A 14,217-nucleotide genomic window follows, 5' to 3' on the forward strand; every position below is an offset into this window, starting at 1 on the left:
TATCTTTGTTGGTTCGTGCTTTGTACATCATATATACCTTACAATTTAAATATATAGTTAAACATTATAACATGGTGAGAGGATGGATAGGGAAAAACTTCTTCAAAGGATAATTATTAATCCAAAAGTCATGACAGGAAAGCCAATCATAAAAGGCACAAGATTATCCGTACAATACATATTAAATCTATTAGCTAATGGCTATACAGTTGATGAAATATTGAAGGAATATGAAGGGCTAACAAAAGACGATATTAATGCTTGTCTTGTATATGCATCCGAAACAATTGAGAATACTACGTATATGCCACTTACAGAGGCAATTTAAAGAAGAATTACTTCTGTAGAGCTTCAGCACAAGGCTTTAGAGTGGCGTTAATTATTTAAATAATTAAAATTAGTTATTCTCATGGGCAATGTGGACAAAATTGTTCTATCAGACACCCCTAATCCTCTACTTCTAAAAGGTCTATCTAAAGTAGAACGTAAAGAAAAAATCAAAAGAATGTTAATGGATTGGTTTTCTGAAAGAGAAAAAGGTTTTATTTCTGAGGCCGCCGAAGAATTGGGAATAGAATACGAAGAAGCATTTGAAGCTGGAAAAGAGCTCATCTCCGGAGGATATTTAAGTTGAAACTTTTCTCTTTGGGGGACTGTTTACATGCCGACACAGTTCGTATTAGGGCAAGAAATTGATATTAAAAAGAACCCAGTTCCCGGATCTTCCCGCCATAGGAAGATGGAAGCTATAGCCAAAGAAGATGTTTACTGTTTTATCGAAAAAGAACTATCCAAATCTAAAGACTATTTTTAGAACAATAAGGCTCAACAATTTTATGAATTCTATTCTAGATTTAATCTTTCTTATACATCGAATTAATAAATTTCGAGTGCTGTTTGCTCCACTCTTTATTTGGTGTTTTCCTTATCCATTCTGCGTAAAATTCTGCAAACTCTATCTTTTGCTTGAAGTTTCTTTCCTTTTCTTCTTGAAGCTCCTTTAGAATTTGCTCCCTGTTCTCATCGAATTTTTTTCTTTCAGATTCCTTCATCTCTTCACCAAACAATTCTTCAGTTTACCTTCTACCTTAAAATATTTAGCCCAGTATTCAAGTTCCTCCTGTTTTATATAGTTGTGAAATATTTTATTTAAGTGAATTGCATCTATAATATCCTTTTCACTTCCCAGATAGAGTTTGTATGCTATCTGGATTTCTATGGGGGAGATATATAGTAAATTCTTATCCAATTCAACTTTTAATCTGTTATCCAATACATATTTCTCTACTTCATTTTTTATTATTTTAAACTCAATGTTGGGTATAATCTCATTCTTCTTAGATATTCTTATCCCTAAATTTTCACTTAGCATCTCATACAAACCTTCTTTGTCTTCAGGATTAAGAAAGTCGTATCTATCTTCAATTTCACTGAAGAAGTTTAAAAATTCAGATTTAGTTATTTTTTCAATTAATATATCGATATCTTCAGTACCCCTGGACCTACCGAATAATATGGCAACGTAACCGCTAACTATGACATACTTAAAATGATTTTTTAGTATGTCTACAAAATCCAGTACAAACTTATCAAGATCTGATAGGGATATATTTTTCAATATTATCGAATCTTTTGAATACTCAATTTCCATTCAATCTTAATTGAATTAACTATTATTTAATTTTATGGTTTGAACAAAATATAAATATATAAATACTTTAAATATAAGTATAATTCATGAACGAGGTAGATATCCAATCTAAATTCCAGAGTCTTTCCCCAGAATTAAAAAAAGAAGTTTTAGATTATATTGACTTTCTTATATCAAGAAATAAAAATAAAAAACAAAAAAACTTACTTTTGAGTGGCAGGGCAAATTGTCAGATCTTAAAGAGGAATTTACTTCTGTCGAGCTTCAGCACAAGGCTTTAGAGTGGCGCTAATGTATCTCCTTGACACAAATATACTGCTAGAGATTTTATTGAATCAAAGAAAAGCATAAAAATGTAAAGAATTTATAGATCATAATATAGAAGAAGTAATCATAAGTGATTTTTCTTTACACTCAATAGGGGTTATTTTACTTAGATACGAAAAGGAAGAAGCTTTCAATGTTTTTATTAGAGATATAGCGCCTACATTTAAAATTTTATCGTTGCCTTTGAGCGTATATGCCAATATTTATGAATTGAAAAGAGAGTATGACTTAGATTTTGACGATGCGTATAATTTTAAAATCTCAGAATTCTTTAATCTAATTCTAGTTACAATGGACAAGGATTTTGGCATAATAAAAGATGCAGATATTTTATTCTTATAACTCTTATTTTAAATCATTATAAGTTTGAATTTAATTAAAGATAGAAAAAAAATAAATTATTTCTTCTTGAATTTCTTTGTGTAGATTAAAGCCCCAGCTGCTAAAATTATCAAAATAGGAATTGCTATGTAAATTGGATTAAACGATGAGCTCTTCTCAGGTTTTTGCATTGAATCTACATCAAGGAAATAAACATAGGTGTCAGTTGAGCCTGCTATGACATTTTTCCCGTCAGGCGTTATTGAAACTGACCAGATTTTTCCGTCAGTTTTGAATTCTTTTAAATGCTCTCCAGATTTTGAGAATATATGCACTTTATTATCCCAAGAGCCTACGGCGATATAGTTGCCGTCAGGCGTTATTGAAACAGAAGAAACAGTATATCCTATCTTTTGATTCCACAATAGTTTGCCTTGGCCATCAAACAAGAACACCCTATAGTCCTTTTGAGTCTCCTCGTCTGACTCAAAGCTACCTGTTCCACATACGAGGTATGATGAGTCAGGTGTTACTGCGACAGAGATAACAGGCATTTTTGCATCGTATTTCCACATTAAAAATCCCGATCTAAGAAGATAAGCGTGATTATCGGAAGAAGCCACAGCCATAGTTTGACCATCTGGCGTCAGTGAAACATAATTAACTTTTCCATCGGTTTTATAATCCCAAAGAGGCCTTCCATCCTTGTAGATCATGGCATAGACATCAGATGAGCTACCTCCAATATAGTTGCCATCTGGAGTTATTGTTAGAAAACCACCTTTTACGGATTTGAAATCTTTTAAATAATTCCCAGATGTTGAGAAAATATATACTCTTTCCCCAACTACAGAAGAAACATTTGCCAAATCCTCGGAAAAAACAATTGAAGTTATTCTCTTTCCCATATCGTGCTGCCATAAAACTGACCCAGATTTGTCAAAAAAGTAAAAAGATCCATCAATTGAACTTGCTGCGCTATAATCGCCTGTTGTCGTGACGGAAGTTCCCCAGCTGCTTAGTTTGTATTTCCAGCTTACTGGATCTGAGTTTTCTTCTGCAATCAATAATCCAGAAGAAGCTATTATGCCAAAAACTAATAAAATGACTATTAATTTTTTCATAGAAGAAGGAAAAAAAATTGATATATAAATATATCTTCAGCGCTCAAGTTTTCCAGAAATAAATTCCTCAACTTTGATCTTTGCTTCAGAGTCTGAGTACTGGATTAGTGGGTGCTTCATTGTGTAGCTTGAGATTGATGTGAGGGGTCCGCCTATCTTCCTATCAAGGCCTAGTTTTGCACATCTTATTGCATCAATTGCAACGCCTGCAGAGTTTGGCGAGTCTTCTACTGAAAGTCTAAGCTCTAAGTTCAATGGTATATCCCCAAAGCCTCTTCCTTCCAGTCTCAAAAAGCAGAGCTTGTTGTCATTTAGCCATGGCACATAATCGGAAGGGCCGATGTGGATGTTGTCTGGATGCAAGGCCACATCAAGCTGTGATTGCACTGCTTCAGTTTTTGATATCTTTTTGGATTTTAATCTATCCTTTTCAAGCATGTTGAGAAAGTCTGTGTTTCCGCCAGTATTAAGCTGATACGTCCTGTCAACAATTACACCTCTGTCCTGGAACAATTTTGTAAGGACTCTGTGAACTATAGTTGCGCCAAGCTGCGATTTAATATCGTCTCCAACTATCGGAAGCCCTTTATCCTCAAATCTTTTTGCCCATTCTTCATTTGAAGCTATGAAGACCGGCATACAGTTTACAAATGCAACGCCTGCTTCAAGGGCTGCTTCGGCATAGAACTTTGTAGCTTTTTCAGATCCCACAGGCATATAATTTATGAGGACATCGACCTTATTCTTTTTAAGTTCTGATACAACGTCACACGGTTTCTCATCAGAAACTACAAATCTTCTATCCTCGGCGTAGTCACCCATGTGTGCAGCAAATCCATCTAGAACTGGGCCCATCATTACCTGTGCCCCAAATTTAGGAATGTCTTTATAAATCGTTTTGGTGCAGTTTGGGCTTTGGAATATAGCTTCGCTTATGTCTTTTCCTACCTTTCTTTTATCAATATCAAACGCGACGACAAATTTTAAATCTTGAGGTCTGTAACCCCCTAGATTCTCGTTCATCAAACCAATAATCTGTTTTGTGCCATTATTTCTGTAATATTCAATTCCTTGAACAAGTGATGAAGCGCAATTGCCAACTCCTGCAATTGCAACCCTAATTTCTCCCATATAGGTACCTCCTAAAAGATGATACGATATTTTTTATAGTATTATAAAGATTTAAATAGTTTATGGTCATAAAATATTAAAGGTGCTTAAATGCCTCTCGAAAGACTCAAAAAAAAGCTTACAACTGAGGTCTTATGGATATATATCCTAAGCCTGTTATCTGAAAAATCCATGTATGCCTATGAAGTTAAGGCCGAAATAGAAAAAAACTTTTCATTTGCCCCTGCTAGAATAACAAGCTATATCGTACTATACAATCTTGAAAAAGGAGGATATGTCACCTCAGAATGGGAAGATTCAGGACACGGCAGACCAAACAGGAAATATTACATAATTACAGATTCTGGGAAAGAACTTCTTGAAGAGGGTAAAAACTTCATAAACTTAGTTATTTCAAAGATAGGATAGCGTAAAAGTTTTATTGAGTTGTACTTATTCTTTTCCATGAAGGATAAAAGAGCACATACAGGAGAACATATATTTTTTAGATCACTTTCTAAAGTAATCCCGGAAGTATCCCTTGATAAGATTTCTATAAAGGAAGAAAAAAATGCACTTTATATTAAATATCCTGGTGATTTTAGCTGGGAAAAGCTTCTTGAAGCTGAAAAGCTTACAAACAAGATCATTTTGGAGAATAGAAAAGTAATTGTCCACAACTCTAGGAAAGAAGAAGTCGTCACTAAATTTCCAGGAATCAGAATAAAAATTGATAGGATACAAACTGAAGAGGTCAGGATTGTTGAAGTTGAAGATTATGATTTTGCAGCCTGCTCCGGAGAGCATGTGGATTCCACTAAAGAAATTGAGTTCTTTCTTCTAACTAAAGTTAATAAAACTGGAGACAACTCATACAGATTAGAATTTGAGGTGGCTGAAAAGGCCAAGGAAGAATCATTGAATCTATCAAAAATTGCTTTGGCATCTATGGAAATACTTCAATCTGCTCCTGAAAATGTCGAGAGGACTATATCTAACCTATTAAAAGACAATGAAAGATATAGAAAAGGCTTAGCTGAATTTTCTCAAAAGAGTTTTGAGTCAATTTCTCCTAAAGATGTTTCAGGGAAGAAGTTATATTTTGAGACTCTAAAAGGTCTGGATAGAAAAATAGTAATTAAAAGGGCCGGCGAAATAATAGAGCAGTCAAAGTCTTTTTTAGTGCTATTTTTGATTGATGACGGAGTGTTTGTCATCTGTGGAAGATCTGTAGATATCAATTATGACATGAGACAACTTCTAAACTCAATTTTGACAAGGTTTGGTGGCAAGGGGGGTGGGAGAGAAAACTTTGCCCAAGGAGGCGGCTCTTTGACAGAAAACTATGAAGAAATAATAAAAGAGATTGAAGAGGAAGTTGAAAAGATTGTCAGTTCTCTAACCTAAGATAGGCCACCATATTTGAGATGACAGACCAAGTATACACAACTCCTCTTATCAAGATAAAAAATATATCAAGCAGTATCCCTCTTTCACCCAGAATACCAAGATCGTTTAAGTAAAGCAAGATATAATTTAATGAAAATATTGTTGCTGTTATTACCGCAAGAAGTCCCAACGTGTAGTCCGGATTTTTAAAGACAAGTAAAATCCCTTTCTTTATACTGGAAAATAATGAATCGCTGCTGGAAGTTGACTCAGGGATTACATAATAAAGGAAATAGATAAGGATTATTCCGGGCAATACATAAGCCATTGTTCCAATCACTATTAGGGCAACTGTTACTATGCTTGAGATAACTATCTTCGGAAAGGATTTGAAGAATGTTTTATAGTAAATTTTTTTGTTCCTGTACATTGATTCTACTAAAAAGAATACGATTGAAATTCCAAATATATAGATCATGCCCATTAAAAATGAGGTAAACGGTGCAAGTAAGTCTCCTTTGAAAAGAAAAAGGAAAACTTCAGAAAATTGTGGCGGTAAAAATGAAGGTATATCTTCAAAAAAAGTTGATGTTTCTCCCAAAGTGAGGTATTGAGTATTTAAGATTTGATCAATATTGTGATAAAAGTAATTGTTTAGGAATGCAGAAAGAAAATAAACTACGTACATCGATGCAAGTATCGGGATGAAAAGTTTCTTATTTTCATTACAGAATCCAAATGATATAGCAAGAGTTTGTCCTACTCCAGTTTTCATCTATTGCAACACCTTACTTTGACTAGATATCTTTCTGTCCCCGATCTGATATTTGCACTGACGCTGAATGGATACTTTTCACCATAGTCGAGTTCGCCGACATTCACATAGTAAGAATCTTCCCCTATAACATTGCCATTACTATTATAGAAGAAAATGTATAGTTTCACACAGTTTATTGGTGGATTTTTATAGCTTGCATCCCCATAATTGTATACGTTGCCTTGGATGTAGACTCTGTTTCCTTCAAATCTTTGTTTATAGTCTTTTATTTGCATTGGGCAAGCTATAGAGCCAGAAGGCGTTTCACCCTTAATGGGGTTAGGAACTGTAGTTGTTTTCCCATTTGAACTAGTTTCCTCAATCGGGTTAAAGTTCTGCTTTCTCCAATCCTCTAACACATCTTTTGCTGTTTGGCCATTGTCTTTAGAGCTGCATCCAGCAAACGCTGATATCAAAGTAATTATTACAATTAAGCTAGATAATTTTCTAGACATTTTATCTTAATGATAAAGGGAGTTTTATTATATAAACATATTGAAAAGGAAGTGATAGCCGGGAACGGATTCGAACCGCTGTCGCGGGGACCAAAACCCCGCAGGATTGACCGCTACCCTACCCGGCTAGCATTAATAGAAAATTTAAATTGTGATTTAAAACTTTCGGTAACTTTATATATCACAAAAATCTCTTCACAAATATGGGAGATGAAAAAACAGACTATGCGTCCCTTCTAAAGCGTGCAGAAGAGCTTTTGCCAAAAAATGTCTTTGAGACGAGTAGATTTGAGCTTCCCAGAGCGGACTCATTTATAATGGGGAACAGGACGATCGTTAAGAACTTCAGAGAAATAGCATCAATTCTAAACAGAGATGTCGACCCTTTCTTAAAATATATCCTAAGAGAGCTTGCAACTGCAGGGAACATGAGCGGGCAAGAGGCAATATTTCAAGGAAAATTTTCATCTACAGTTATAAGTGAAAAAATTGAAAAGTATGCCAAAGAATCTGTGATATGCTCTGAATGTAACAGGCCAGATACTAGAATTATAAGAGAAGATAGGATTACTTTTCTGCAGTGTGAAGCATGTGGCGCCCGCTATCCTATAAAACATGCATAATACGTTTATTTTCTTCAAGATTTAGCAGAATTTTAAATTATTTCCGATAAATATAAATAGGTAGTATATATAATATATAATAATTTCAATGGTGATAACTATGGGTAGAAGAAATGATTTTATTGTATTGGGCCTTATTCTTCTAATTGTTGCAGGGGGATTATTTTATTATACAACTATTCCATTCCAAAGAACAATTACAACACAAGAATACGTTACAAAAGAAAATATAGTGATTAAAGAAAGAATAGTTCCGCAAGAAAGACTTGTCAAGAGGACTAGAGATGTGATAGTATACACAAATTCAACTATTGTTGATTCTGAAAAGAATTTCGAACCTAATGAGTATATAAATTTAGGCGATCCTTTACTTAAACCAAACGACCGGATAAAATACACAATAACAACTGACCCCAATAAAAGAGATATAGAGCGTTGGTTTGAATTTAAAATTGTAGATAATCAAAATTATGATCGTTGGATAAATAATCAGGCTTACACTGCTTTTTATGATGCGCCTATTGGAACTATCGAATTAAATAATACTTGGACTGTTCCAGAAACTTCAGGTATACAGCAATACAGGATAATTCTCTCAAATAGACTCTTTGCCTATTCAAAAACGATAAAATATACCATCATAAAACAAGAATCTTCTGTTACCAGGCAGGAATATCTTGAAACTGTAATTGAAAATGTAACTGAATCATACGAAGAGAGAGAACCATATCAAGAACTTGAGACTGTTACAAAACAAGAAACATTCTGGCATGATGAATACAGACCTGTCTCATACATCTTGGGAGCCTTTGGAATAATAGGTATATTGGTTGGATTATTGACTCATGCACAGAGAGAGAAAATTAAAAGGATCCCTGTTGTTAAAAGTATATCTAGAAGAACATCTGGGCCAGAAGTTCTTCCCAAATGCCCACTTTGTGGATCAAAAGTCGTTCCAACTCACATTATGGAAGATCGAAAAAAGATTTACAAGTGCACCTATTGTAATCATCTTTTAGAACTAGATTAATAATATTTTATTTTTTAAATAACAAACTTTATTCGATTTTTTGACCTGGCTTAATTATCAAATTATCTTCGATCTTGACATTTTTCCCAACTATCGCTCCGAGTTGTGTCCTGTTTGAATCCACAAATTCTCCTTTGATTTTAACTTGGATGCTCTTTTGAGATTCACTTTGAAAAACTACATTGTTTCCAATGTCTGAATGGTCACCAATTATAGAAAATGAAACAACAGAATTATCGCCAATTTTCACACTGTCCATTATGACGGAATTTTCAATAACGCAGTTTTCACCAATTTTTACATCTTTTCTTATGACAGACGAAGCTATCTTTGAATTTTTTCCGATCTTGACATTTTTTGATATTAGGCATGGGGAAATAATCTCAGAAGAATCAATTATAGTGCCAGAGTCTATATACGAAGGAAATCCTATTTTTGAATCAGATGAAACCTCTGAATTTTTTGAAGCATAATTTTTTACACTTTCTAAAAAGAACATATTTGCATCGATTAAATCCCAAGGCCTTCCGATATCTAGCCATTTTCCCTCTAGAGGAATCCATCTGACTTTATTCCCACTTTCAATCATCATTTTCAGAGAGTCTGTTAGCTCATACTCCCCTCTTGGCGAGATTTTGGTCTTGTTAATATATGAAAAAGCCTCTTTTTTAAAACAATAAATTCCGGTATTTATCAAGTTAGAAGGTGGATTATCTGACTTCTCAAAAATCCCCACCACTTCATCCCTATCTACAAGCACACTTCCAAAAAATTCTGGTGTGTCACTCTTTGTTAAAGCCATTATGGCAATTGAATCAGAAGTCTTAAATTTTGAGAGGAGAGACGCAATTAAATCCTCTTTAAACAGTAAATCGCCATAGACGCATATGAAGTCAGAATTTACATATTCTGACGCTATCATGAGCGCATGTCCAGTTCCAAGACGCTCTTTCTGCTCGATAAAATTAATGTCAATCTCATAATTGCAATTTCGGATATAATCTTCAATTATTTCAGATTTGTGGCCAACTATTATTGAAATTTTTTCTATACCTGATGATTTGAATACCTTGAATATATTTCCAAGTATTGTAGTATCCCCTAAAGGTAACATTGGTTTTGGTATTTCATCTGTTAGAGGAGAAAGTCTCACGCCTTTGCCTGCGGCAAGTATCACAGCTTCCATAAAATCGCCATATGCAAAAACTATTTATATTGACTTATATAATTATCTTTAATGTATAATTTAGATGAAGGGAAGAAACTTGTATCGATAGCAAGGAAAAATATAGAATCTTATCTTGTGACAAGGAAAAATATATCAATACAGGATGTCCCTGAATCATTTAAAGTTCATTGTGGTGTCTTTGTGACACTTCATACATATCCTAAAAATAGTTTGAGGGGGTGCATAGGATATCCAGAACCTGTGCTTCCTTTGATAGATGCCGTCCTTGATGCTTCAGTATCTTCAGCTACAAGGGATCCCCGTTTTCAAAAAGTTAGACCTGATGAACTAAAGAACTTAGTTGTTGAGATCACAGTTCTAACACCGCCCGAATTAGTCAAAGTTGAAAATACAGGCCAATATCCCTCGAAAATTGAAGTAGGGAGGGATGGACTCATCGTTGAATTAGGATTTAGAAAAGGCTTACTTCTTCCGCAGGTGCCAGTTGAAGAAAATTGGGATGCAGAGGATTTTCTTTGCCACACTTGCCAAAAGGCAGGACTCCCACTGGATTGCTGGATGGATAAAAATACAAAAATTTACAAATTCCAAGGACAGATATTTTCTGAAACTAAACCAGAGGGAGAAGTAGTAGAAAAAAGTTTTATGAGGTAAATATATGGAAATCGACCCATTTGTACAGGCAGGCATCTCGCTCTTCGATGAAACAAGTGCAGACGCAGTTCTAGTTGAAGTTGACTCGATAAAAGAAATGGAGAAACTCCAGGAATTTATTTCATCTAAAGACATAAATCTATATGGGGTATCTTCAAATGAAAAGATTAAGAGAAAATTTGATAAGATTATCTTTGTGCCCGGTATACTAGAAAAGATTACGATAAGGTTAGAGTTTGCCATTTCAGCTGCAATTATGCAAGATTTATTAAAAAATGAAGATAAGATTGTGTATATAGGAAAACTTGATAGTGATTATTACAATTTTATTATCACAAGAAAAACAAATCAGATTAATGCCAAGGGCATCTATGAACTGTTTTTCTCTCTAAAAAATGTTAAAACTGACATTATTTATTCTGTTCTTTCGGTAGCCGTTCAATTGGGTAGAAAAGGTAAGGAAGGTAAACCAATAGGCACTACATTTATTATTGGAGATTGTGGAAACGTCATGCAAAAGTCTTCCCAGATAACATATAATCCATTTGAAAGAAGCTACGTCAACATAAATGACGTTGGGGTCAAAAATATGATAAAAGAATTCTCAAGGCTTGATGGGGCATTTATTATTTCGGGGGAAGGGAAACTGCTCGCAGCTTCAAGATATCTAGAAGCTGGAACAGATGGAATTTCCCTGCCGAAGGGACTTGGAGCGAGACATCTCTCTGCAGCGTGGATGACAAAAGTAACGGACGCGATTGCCATAGTTCTCGCAGAGTCTGATAACATGATTCGTATCTTCAAAAAAGGAGAGCTTGTGTGGGAAGTTGACCCTGATGAGGTAAAGGTGGATTAAAATGGAACTAGACATAATTTTCCTTGAAATCAGGTTGTTTTTTGATTCATTAATTTCGTCTATTTCTCAAGTATTGCCAAGAGTGTTCTTTGCAATAGCAATTCTTGTTGTGGGATTTTTTATCGGTAAAGGCCTTGGTAGACTAACCCAGTCCTTAATGGTAAAAATTGGATTTGAGAAAGCTCTTAAAAAAACAGAGGCTGAAAAGATCACAGAAAAAATAGGATTTAAGATATTAAAGAGTGTTGAAATCTTTGTCAGCTGGATTGTATATATTATTTCAATATTTTTGGCATTCGAAGTACTTAATTTACCCGGCTTGAGCAGATCTATCGATTCATTCATTAATTATGTCCCAAATCTCCTGATAGCCTTTTTTGTGGTCATAATTGGACTTGTAGTGGCCGATAAAATAGCAATATTTGTAGAAAAGTTTTTCGAGGACACTAATATCCCAAAATACTGGTTCTTTGGCAAAGGTATTAGATATTTTATTTACATCCTTGTAGGCACAATGGCATTGACACAGCTAAAAGTAAGCACCAGTATTTTGGTAGTGACAATTACAATAATAATGGTCCTTTGGTCAATAATAACAATAATTGGATTAAAGAATATTGTTCCAAACTTCTTCTCCGGAGTTTTCATAGTTTTTTATCGTCAGATAAACGTAGGAGATAAAATAAAAATTGAGGACATAGAAGGGGTAGTCGAAGAAGTTTCACTTGTATATACGAAGATAAAGCGAGAGGATGGAAAATCTCTGTTAGTACCCAATTCAAAGATTTTGGATAATGTTATCATAAAGGAATAAGATGCCCCAAAAGTAGAAAGATGGAATACTTTTAATAAATATTTTTTTTATTAAAAGCGCCGAGGCAGGGATTTGAACCCTGGATCTCACAGGGAGAACGGGATTAGCAACGAGACAAAGGCTAAAAATACAAATCTCCGCTCTCAAAATCCCTATTAAAAAGGTACGCCGCCTTTAATCCGGTGCTGAAAAAATGGAAAAATTATACATCTTTTTTAGAGGAGTAAAAGGCCTGTCCAAATCGACAGTAAAAAGGTATTCTGAAATAGTAAGCTACATCGAGAAAAACGAGCTAGATCCGTTTGAATTCTACATGAACACCCTGGACAGCGACTATTCAAATGCCCACAAGCGGAATGTTTACTACGCTGTAAAATATCTTTGTGAATACCGAGGGGTAAACTTTCCTTTTACCCCCCCAAAACAGCACCAGAAGAGAAGGGATCATGTAAACGAGAAAGACATAATCAAGCTCCTGTCCGTTGTGAATGATCCAAGGGATAAGGCCTTATTGCTGCTGCACATCTACACTGGACTTAGGCCTTCAGAACTATTAAAAATCAAAATAGCAGATATTGACTTCAAAGAGCTATTGATCGATATCAGGGAAACTAAGACCTTTCAAGATAGAATAGTTCCGTTTAACATATCATGCAAACTAGCGATCATGAATTACCTGGAATACAGGATGGATGATAACTGCCCTTACCTTTTCAAGTGCAAGAAAGAAGATCACCCCATGACGCTGCAGCGTTACCGCTACATTTTGAGAGAATACTGCGAAAAAGCTGAGCTTAAGAGAATCACGCCTTACATGATTCGCCATACTTTTGCTACTTGCTATATTGAATCTGGTGGCAATTTGAAGGCCTTGAAAGAGATACTAGGCCATCGGCAGATTAAGACAACAGAAATTTACATCCATGAAAGTGAGAATATCATAAAAAAAGACTATAGCCGGACTTCTGTACATTTGTTTGAGTAAATAGCTATATTAGATTTCCTTTACCGTCAAAACAAGCTTTTACCCGTTCTTTATCCATCTCTCCTTTTTTGTTTTTATGGTATATCTCCATGAAAATCAAACATTTAGTTTTTTCATGATACATATAAATTATTCTAAATCCGCTGCGCAGCCCTCTTTTTGGAAAATCTTGCGATTTAAATTCTCGAACTTTAAAAACTGGTAAAGTAACGTTTTTTCCAAGACCTGCAACCCTTACAGATATAGAATTATTACAAGGAGATTCTTTGATTACTAGAAGAGCCGTTCTAAAATCATTTTCTAGATGTTTATATTTTTTTGAAAGATCTCCCTTTTCTTTAATGAATTTCTTATGTGCTGTTTCTTTGATTTGTGTGTCAGCAGTCATCTTTTTCATCTTCGTCTAGAAGATCATCCCTATAGAACACAAGATTATAATCAATTAGATCTTTATTTGGAGTAGCTTTCCAAGGCGTATCTTTATGGGATAACTTCTCTATCTGCTTTGCATTTAGGTGGGCATATTCATTCAAAGTATCATCAATAAATTTTATTTCTGTTGCCGATAGACCCTTTAAATCAGGCTCTTTTAACGAAGCCAATTTGTACTGATTTCTACCAAAATATTTTCCATCCACTTTAGCGATTTTTTCTTCCTGGATTAATTCTTTTACAACTTTATCGAAATGAATTGGGGCTGGGCCATGGTCGATTTTACGATAGTTCTCCCCAGTAAGATATTTTTCAGTTTCTAAATAGAAATTGAAATCACAGAAATATAATAGCTTGAATAATACAGTTTTTCCAACGTTAGCTCTACTTCCAACTTGATTTATTACATAATGTAAAACTTTTTTTAATTTTTTAATATC

General features: G+C 34.5%; 21 protein-coding genes, 1 tRNA gene and 1 pseudogene. 13 read left to right on the forward strand and 10 right to left on the reverse strand.

Annotation, left to right across the window (positions count from 1 at the left end; all coding sequences use genetic code 11):
* The first annotated feature begins 82 nt into the window (after window positions 1-82).
* From KO464_09705 to KO464_09715, 3 genes are all read left to right on the forward strand, one after another.
* Window positions 83-328: a DUF433 domain-containing protein gene (locus KO464_09705; protein ID MCC7573640.1), complete on the forward strand. Its 246-nt coding sequence runs from the start codon at window positions 83-85 to the stop codon at window positions 326-328.
* Between the two features lie 81 nt (window positions 329-409).
* Window positions 410-634 (forward strand): hypothetical protein, encoded by a 225-nt coding sequence (locus KO464_09710; GenBank protein MCC7573641.1) that lies wholly within the window; start codon window positions 410-412, stop codon window positions 632-634.
* A gap of 27 nt (window positions 635-661) precedes the next feature.
* Window positions 662-814: a hypothetical protein gene (locus KO464_09715; protein ID MCC7573642.1), complete on the forward strand. Its 153-nt coding sequence runs from the start codon at window positions 662-664 to the stop codon at window positions 812-814.
* Window positions 815-854: 40 nt separating this feature from the next.
* Here the strand turns inward: KO464_09715 and KO464_09720 are convergent, their stop codons facing one another.
* On the reverse strand, window positions 855-1,052 hold the full coding sequence (locus tag KO464_09720; GenBank protein ID MCC7573643.1) for a hypothetical protein: 198 nt from the start codon (window positions 1,050-1,052) through the stop codon (window positions 855-857).
* Window positions 1,049-1,651 (reverse strand): hypothetical protein, encoded by a 603-nt coding sequence (locus KO464_09725; protein MCC7573644.1) that lies wholly within the window; start codon window positions 1,649-1,651, stop codon window positions 1,049-1,051. The genes KO464_09720 and KO464_09725 overlap by 4 nt, the downstream gene beginning before the upstream one ends.
* 86 nt (window positions 1,652-1,737) lie before the next feature.
* Between KO464_09725 and KO464_09730 the strand changes: the two are divergent.
* Both KO464_09730 and KO464_09735 read left to right on the forward strand, forming a co-directional pair.
* Window positions 1,738-1,943: pseudogene (locus KO464_09730) on the forward strand (DUF2281 domain-containing protein).
* Between the two features lie 74 nt (window positions 1,944-2,017).
* The gene (locus KO464_09735) at window positions 2,018-2,320 is read left to right on the forward strand and encodes a PIN domain-containing protein (protein MCC7573645.1); all 303 of its coding nucleotides are present in this window, start codon (window positions 2,018-2,020) and stop codon (window positions 2,318-2,320) included.
* Between the two features lie 56 nt (window positions 2,321-2,376).
* On the opposite strand, the gene KO464_09740 is transcribed toward KO464_09735, so the two are convergent.
* Window positions 2,377-3,423, reverse strand: coding sequence for a PQQ-binding-like beta-propeller repeat protein (locus KO464_09740; protein MCC7573646.1), 1,047 nt, complete (start codon window positions 3,421-3,423; stop codon window positions 2,377-2,379).
* Window positions 3,424-3,459: 36 nt separating this feature from the next.
* A complete protein-coding gene (locus KO464_09745) occupies window positions 3,460-4,554 on the reverse strand; it encodes an inositol-3-phosphate synthase (GenBank protein ID MCC7573647.1) in 1,095 nt (364 codons plus the stop codon).
* A gap of 90 nt (window positions 4,555-4,644) precedes the next feature.
* Between KO464_09745 and KO464_09750 the strand changes: the two genes are divergently transcribed.
* A complete protein-coding gene (locus tag KO464_09750; GenBank protein ID MCC7573648.1) occupies window positions 4,645-4,962 on the forward strand; it encodes a PadR family transcriptional regulator in 318 nt (105 codons plus the stop codon).
* Window positions 4,963-4,998: 36 nt separating this feature from the next.
* Complete coding sequence (locus tag KO464_09755) at window positions 4,999-5,940, forward strand: hypothetical protein (protein ID MCC7573649.1); 942 nt, start codon at window positions 4,999-5,001, stop codon at window positions 5,938-5,940.
* Here KO464_09755 and KO464_09760 read toward each other — a convergent pair.
* The 3 genes from KO464_09760 to KO464_09770 all read right to left on the reverse strand — a co-directional run bounded on the left by KO464_09760 (window position 5,924) and on the right by KO464_09770 (window position 7,322).
* On the reverse strand, window positions 5,924-6,697 hold the full coding sequence (locus tag KO464_09760; GenBank protein MCC7573650.1) for a hypothetical protein: 774 nt from the start codon (window positions 6,695-6,697) through the stop codon (window positions 5,924-5,926). The two genes, KO464_09755 and KO464_09760, sit on opposite strands and share 17 nt — an antisense overlap.
* Window positions 6,694-7,194 carry an FxLYD domain-containing protein gene (locus tag KO464_09765; GenBank protein ID MCC7573651.1) on the reverse strand — a complete coding sequence of 167 codons (501 nt, stop codon included), beginning with the start codon at window positions 7,192-7,194 and terminating at the stop codon, window positions 6,694-6,696. Before KO464_09765 ends, KO464_09760 begins: the two co-directional genes overlap by 4 nt.
* A gap of 55 nt (window positions 7,195-7,249) precedes the next feature.
* Window positions 7,250-7,322: transfer RNA gene (locus KO464_09770), tRNA-Gln, on the reverse strand.
* 75 nt (window positions 7,323-7,397) lie between these two features.
* Here KO464_09770 and KO464_09775 point away from each other — a divergent pair.
* Window positions 7,398-7,817: a translation initiation factor IF-2 subunit beta gene (locus tag KO464_09775; GenBank protein ID MCC7573652.1), complete on the forward strand. Its 420-nt coding sequence runs from the start codon at window positions 7,398-7,400 to the stop codon at window positions 7,815-7,817.
* A 100-nt stretch (window positions 7,818-7,917) separates the two neighbouring features.
* Window positions 7,918-8,847: a hypothetical protein gene (locus KO464_09780; protein ID MCC7573653.1), complete on the forward strand. Its 930-nt coding sequence runs from the start codon at window positions 7,918-7,920 to the stop codon at window positions 8,845-8,847.
* A 28-nt stretch (window positions 8,848-8,875) separates the two neighbouring features.
* On the opposite strand, the gene KO464_09785 is transcribed toward KO464_09780, so the two are convergent.
* Complete coding sequence (locus tag KO464_09785; protein ID MCC7573654.1) at window positions 8,876-10,033, reverse strand: NTP transferase domain-containing protein; 1,158 nt, start codon at window positions 10,031-10,033, stop codon at window positions 8,876-8,878.
* A gap of 51 nt (window positions 10,034-10,084) precedes the next feature.
* Here KO464_09785 and KO464_09790 point away from each other — a divergent pair, with 51 nt between their 5' ends.
* The 4 genes from KO464_09790 to KO464_09805 all read left to right on the forward strand — a co-directional run bounded on the left by KO464_09790 (window position 10,085) and on the right by KO464_09805 (window position 13,345).
* Window positions 10,085-10,690, forward strand: a complete 606-nt coding sequence (locus KO464_09790) for a TIGR00296 family protein (protein MCC7573655.1) — start codon at window positions 10,085-10,087, stop codon at window positions 10,688-10,690.
* 4 nt (window positions 10,691-10,694) lie between these two features.
* A complete protein-coding gene (locus KO464_09795) occupies window positions 10,695-11,546 on the forward strand; it encodes a diadenylate cyclase (GenBank protein ID MCC7573656.1) in 852 nt (283 codons plus the stop codon).
* A gap of 1 nt (window position 11,547) precedes the next feature.
* Window positions 11,548-12,360, forward strand: coding sequence for a mechanosensitive ion channel (locus KO464_09800; protein ID MCC7573657.1), 813 nt, complete (start codon window positions 11,548-11,550; stop codon window positions 12,358-12,360).
* A 193-nt stretch (window positions 12,361-12,553) separates the two neighbouring features.
* A complete protein-coding gene (locus KO464_09805; GenBank protein MCC7573658.1) occupies window positions 12,554-13,345 on the forward strand; it encodes a tyrosine-type recombinase/integrase in 792 nt (263 codons plus the stop codon).
* A 4-nt stretch (window positions 13,346-13,349) separates the two neighbouring features.
* Here the strand turns inward: KO464_09805 and KO464_09810 are convergent, their stop codons facing one another.
* Both KO464_09810 and KO464_09815 read right to left on the reverse strand, forming a co-directional pair.
* Entirely contained in the window at window positions 13,350-13,733 is a 384-nt protein-coding gene (locus KO464_09810; GenBank protein ID MCC7573659.1) for a hypothetical protein, read from the reverse strand.
* Window positions 13,723-14,217, reverse strand: a 495-nt coding sequence (locus KO464_09815; protein MCC7573660.1) for a SocA family protein, incomplete at its 5' end; no start/stop codon positions are given. The genes KO464_09815 and KO464_09810, both read right to left, overlap by 11 nt.

The organism is Methanofastidiosum sp., assembly GCA_020854815.1.
Classification (GTDB): Archaea; Methanobacteriota_B; Thermococci; order Methanofastidiosales; family Methanofastidiosaceae; genus Methanofastidiosum.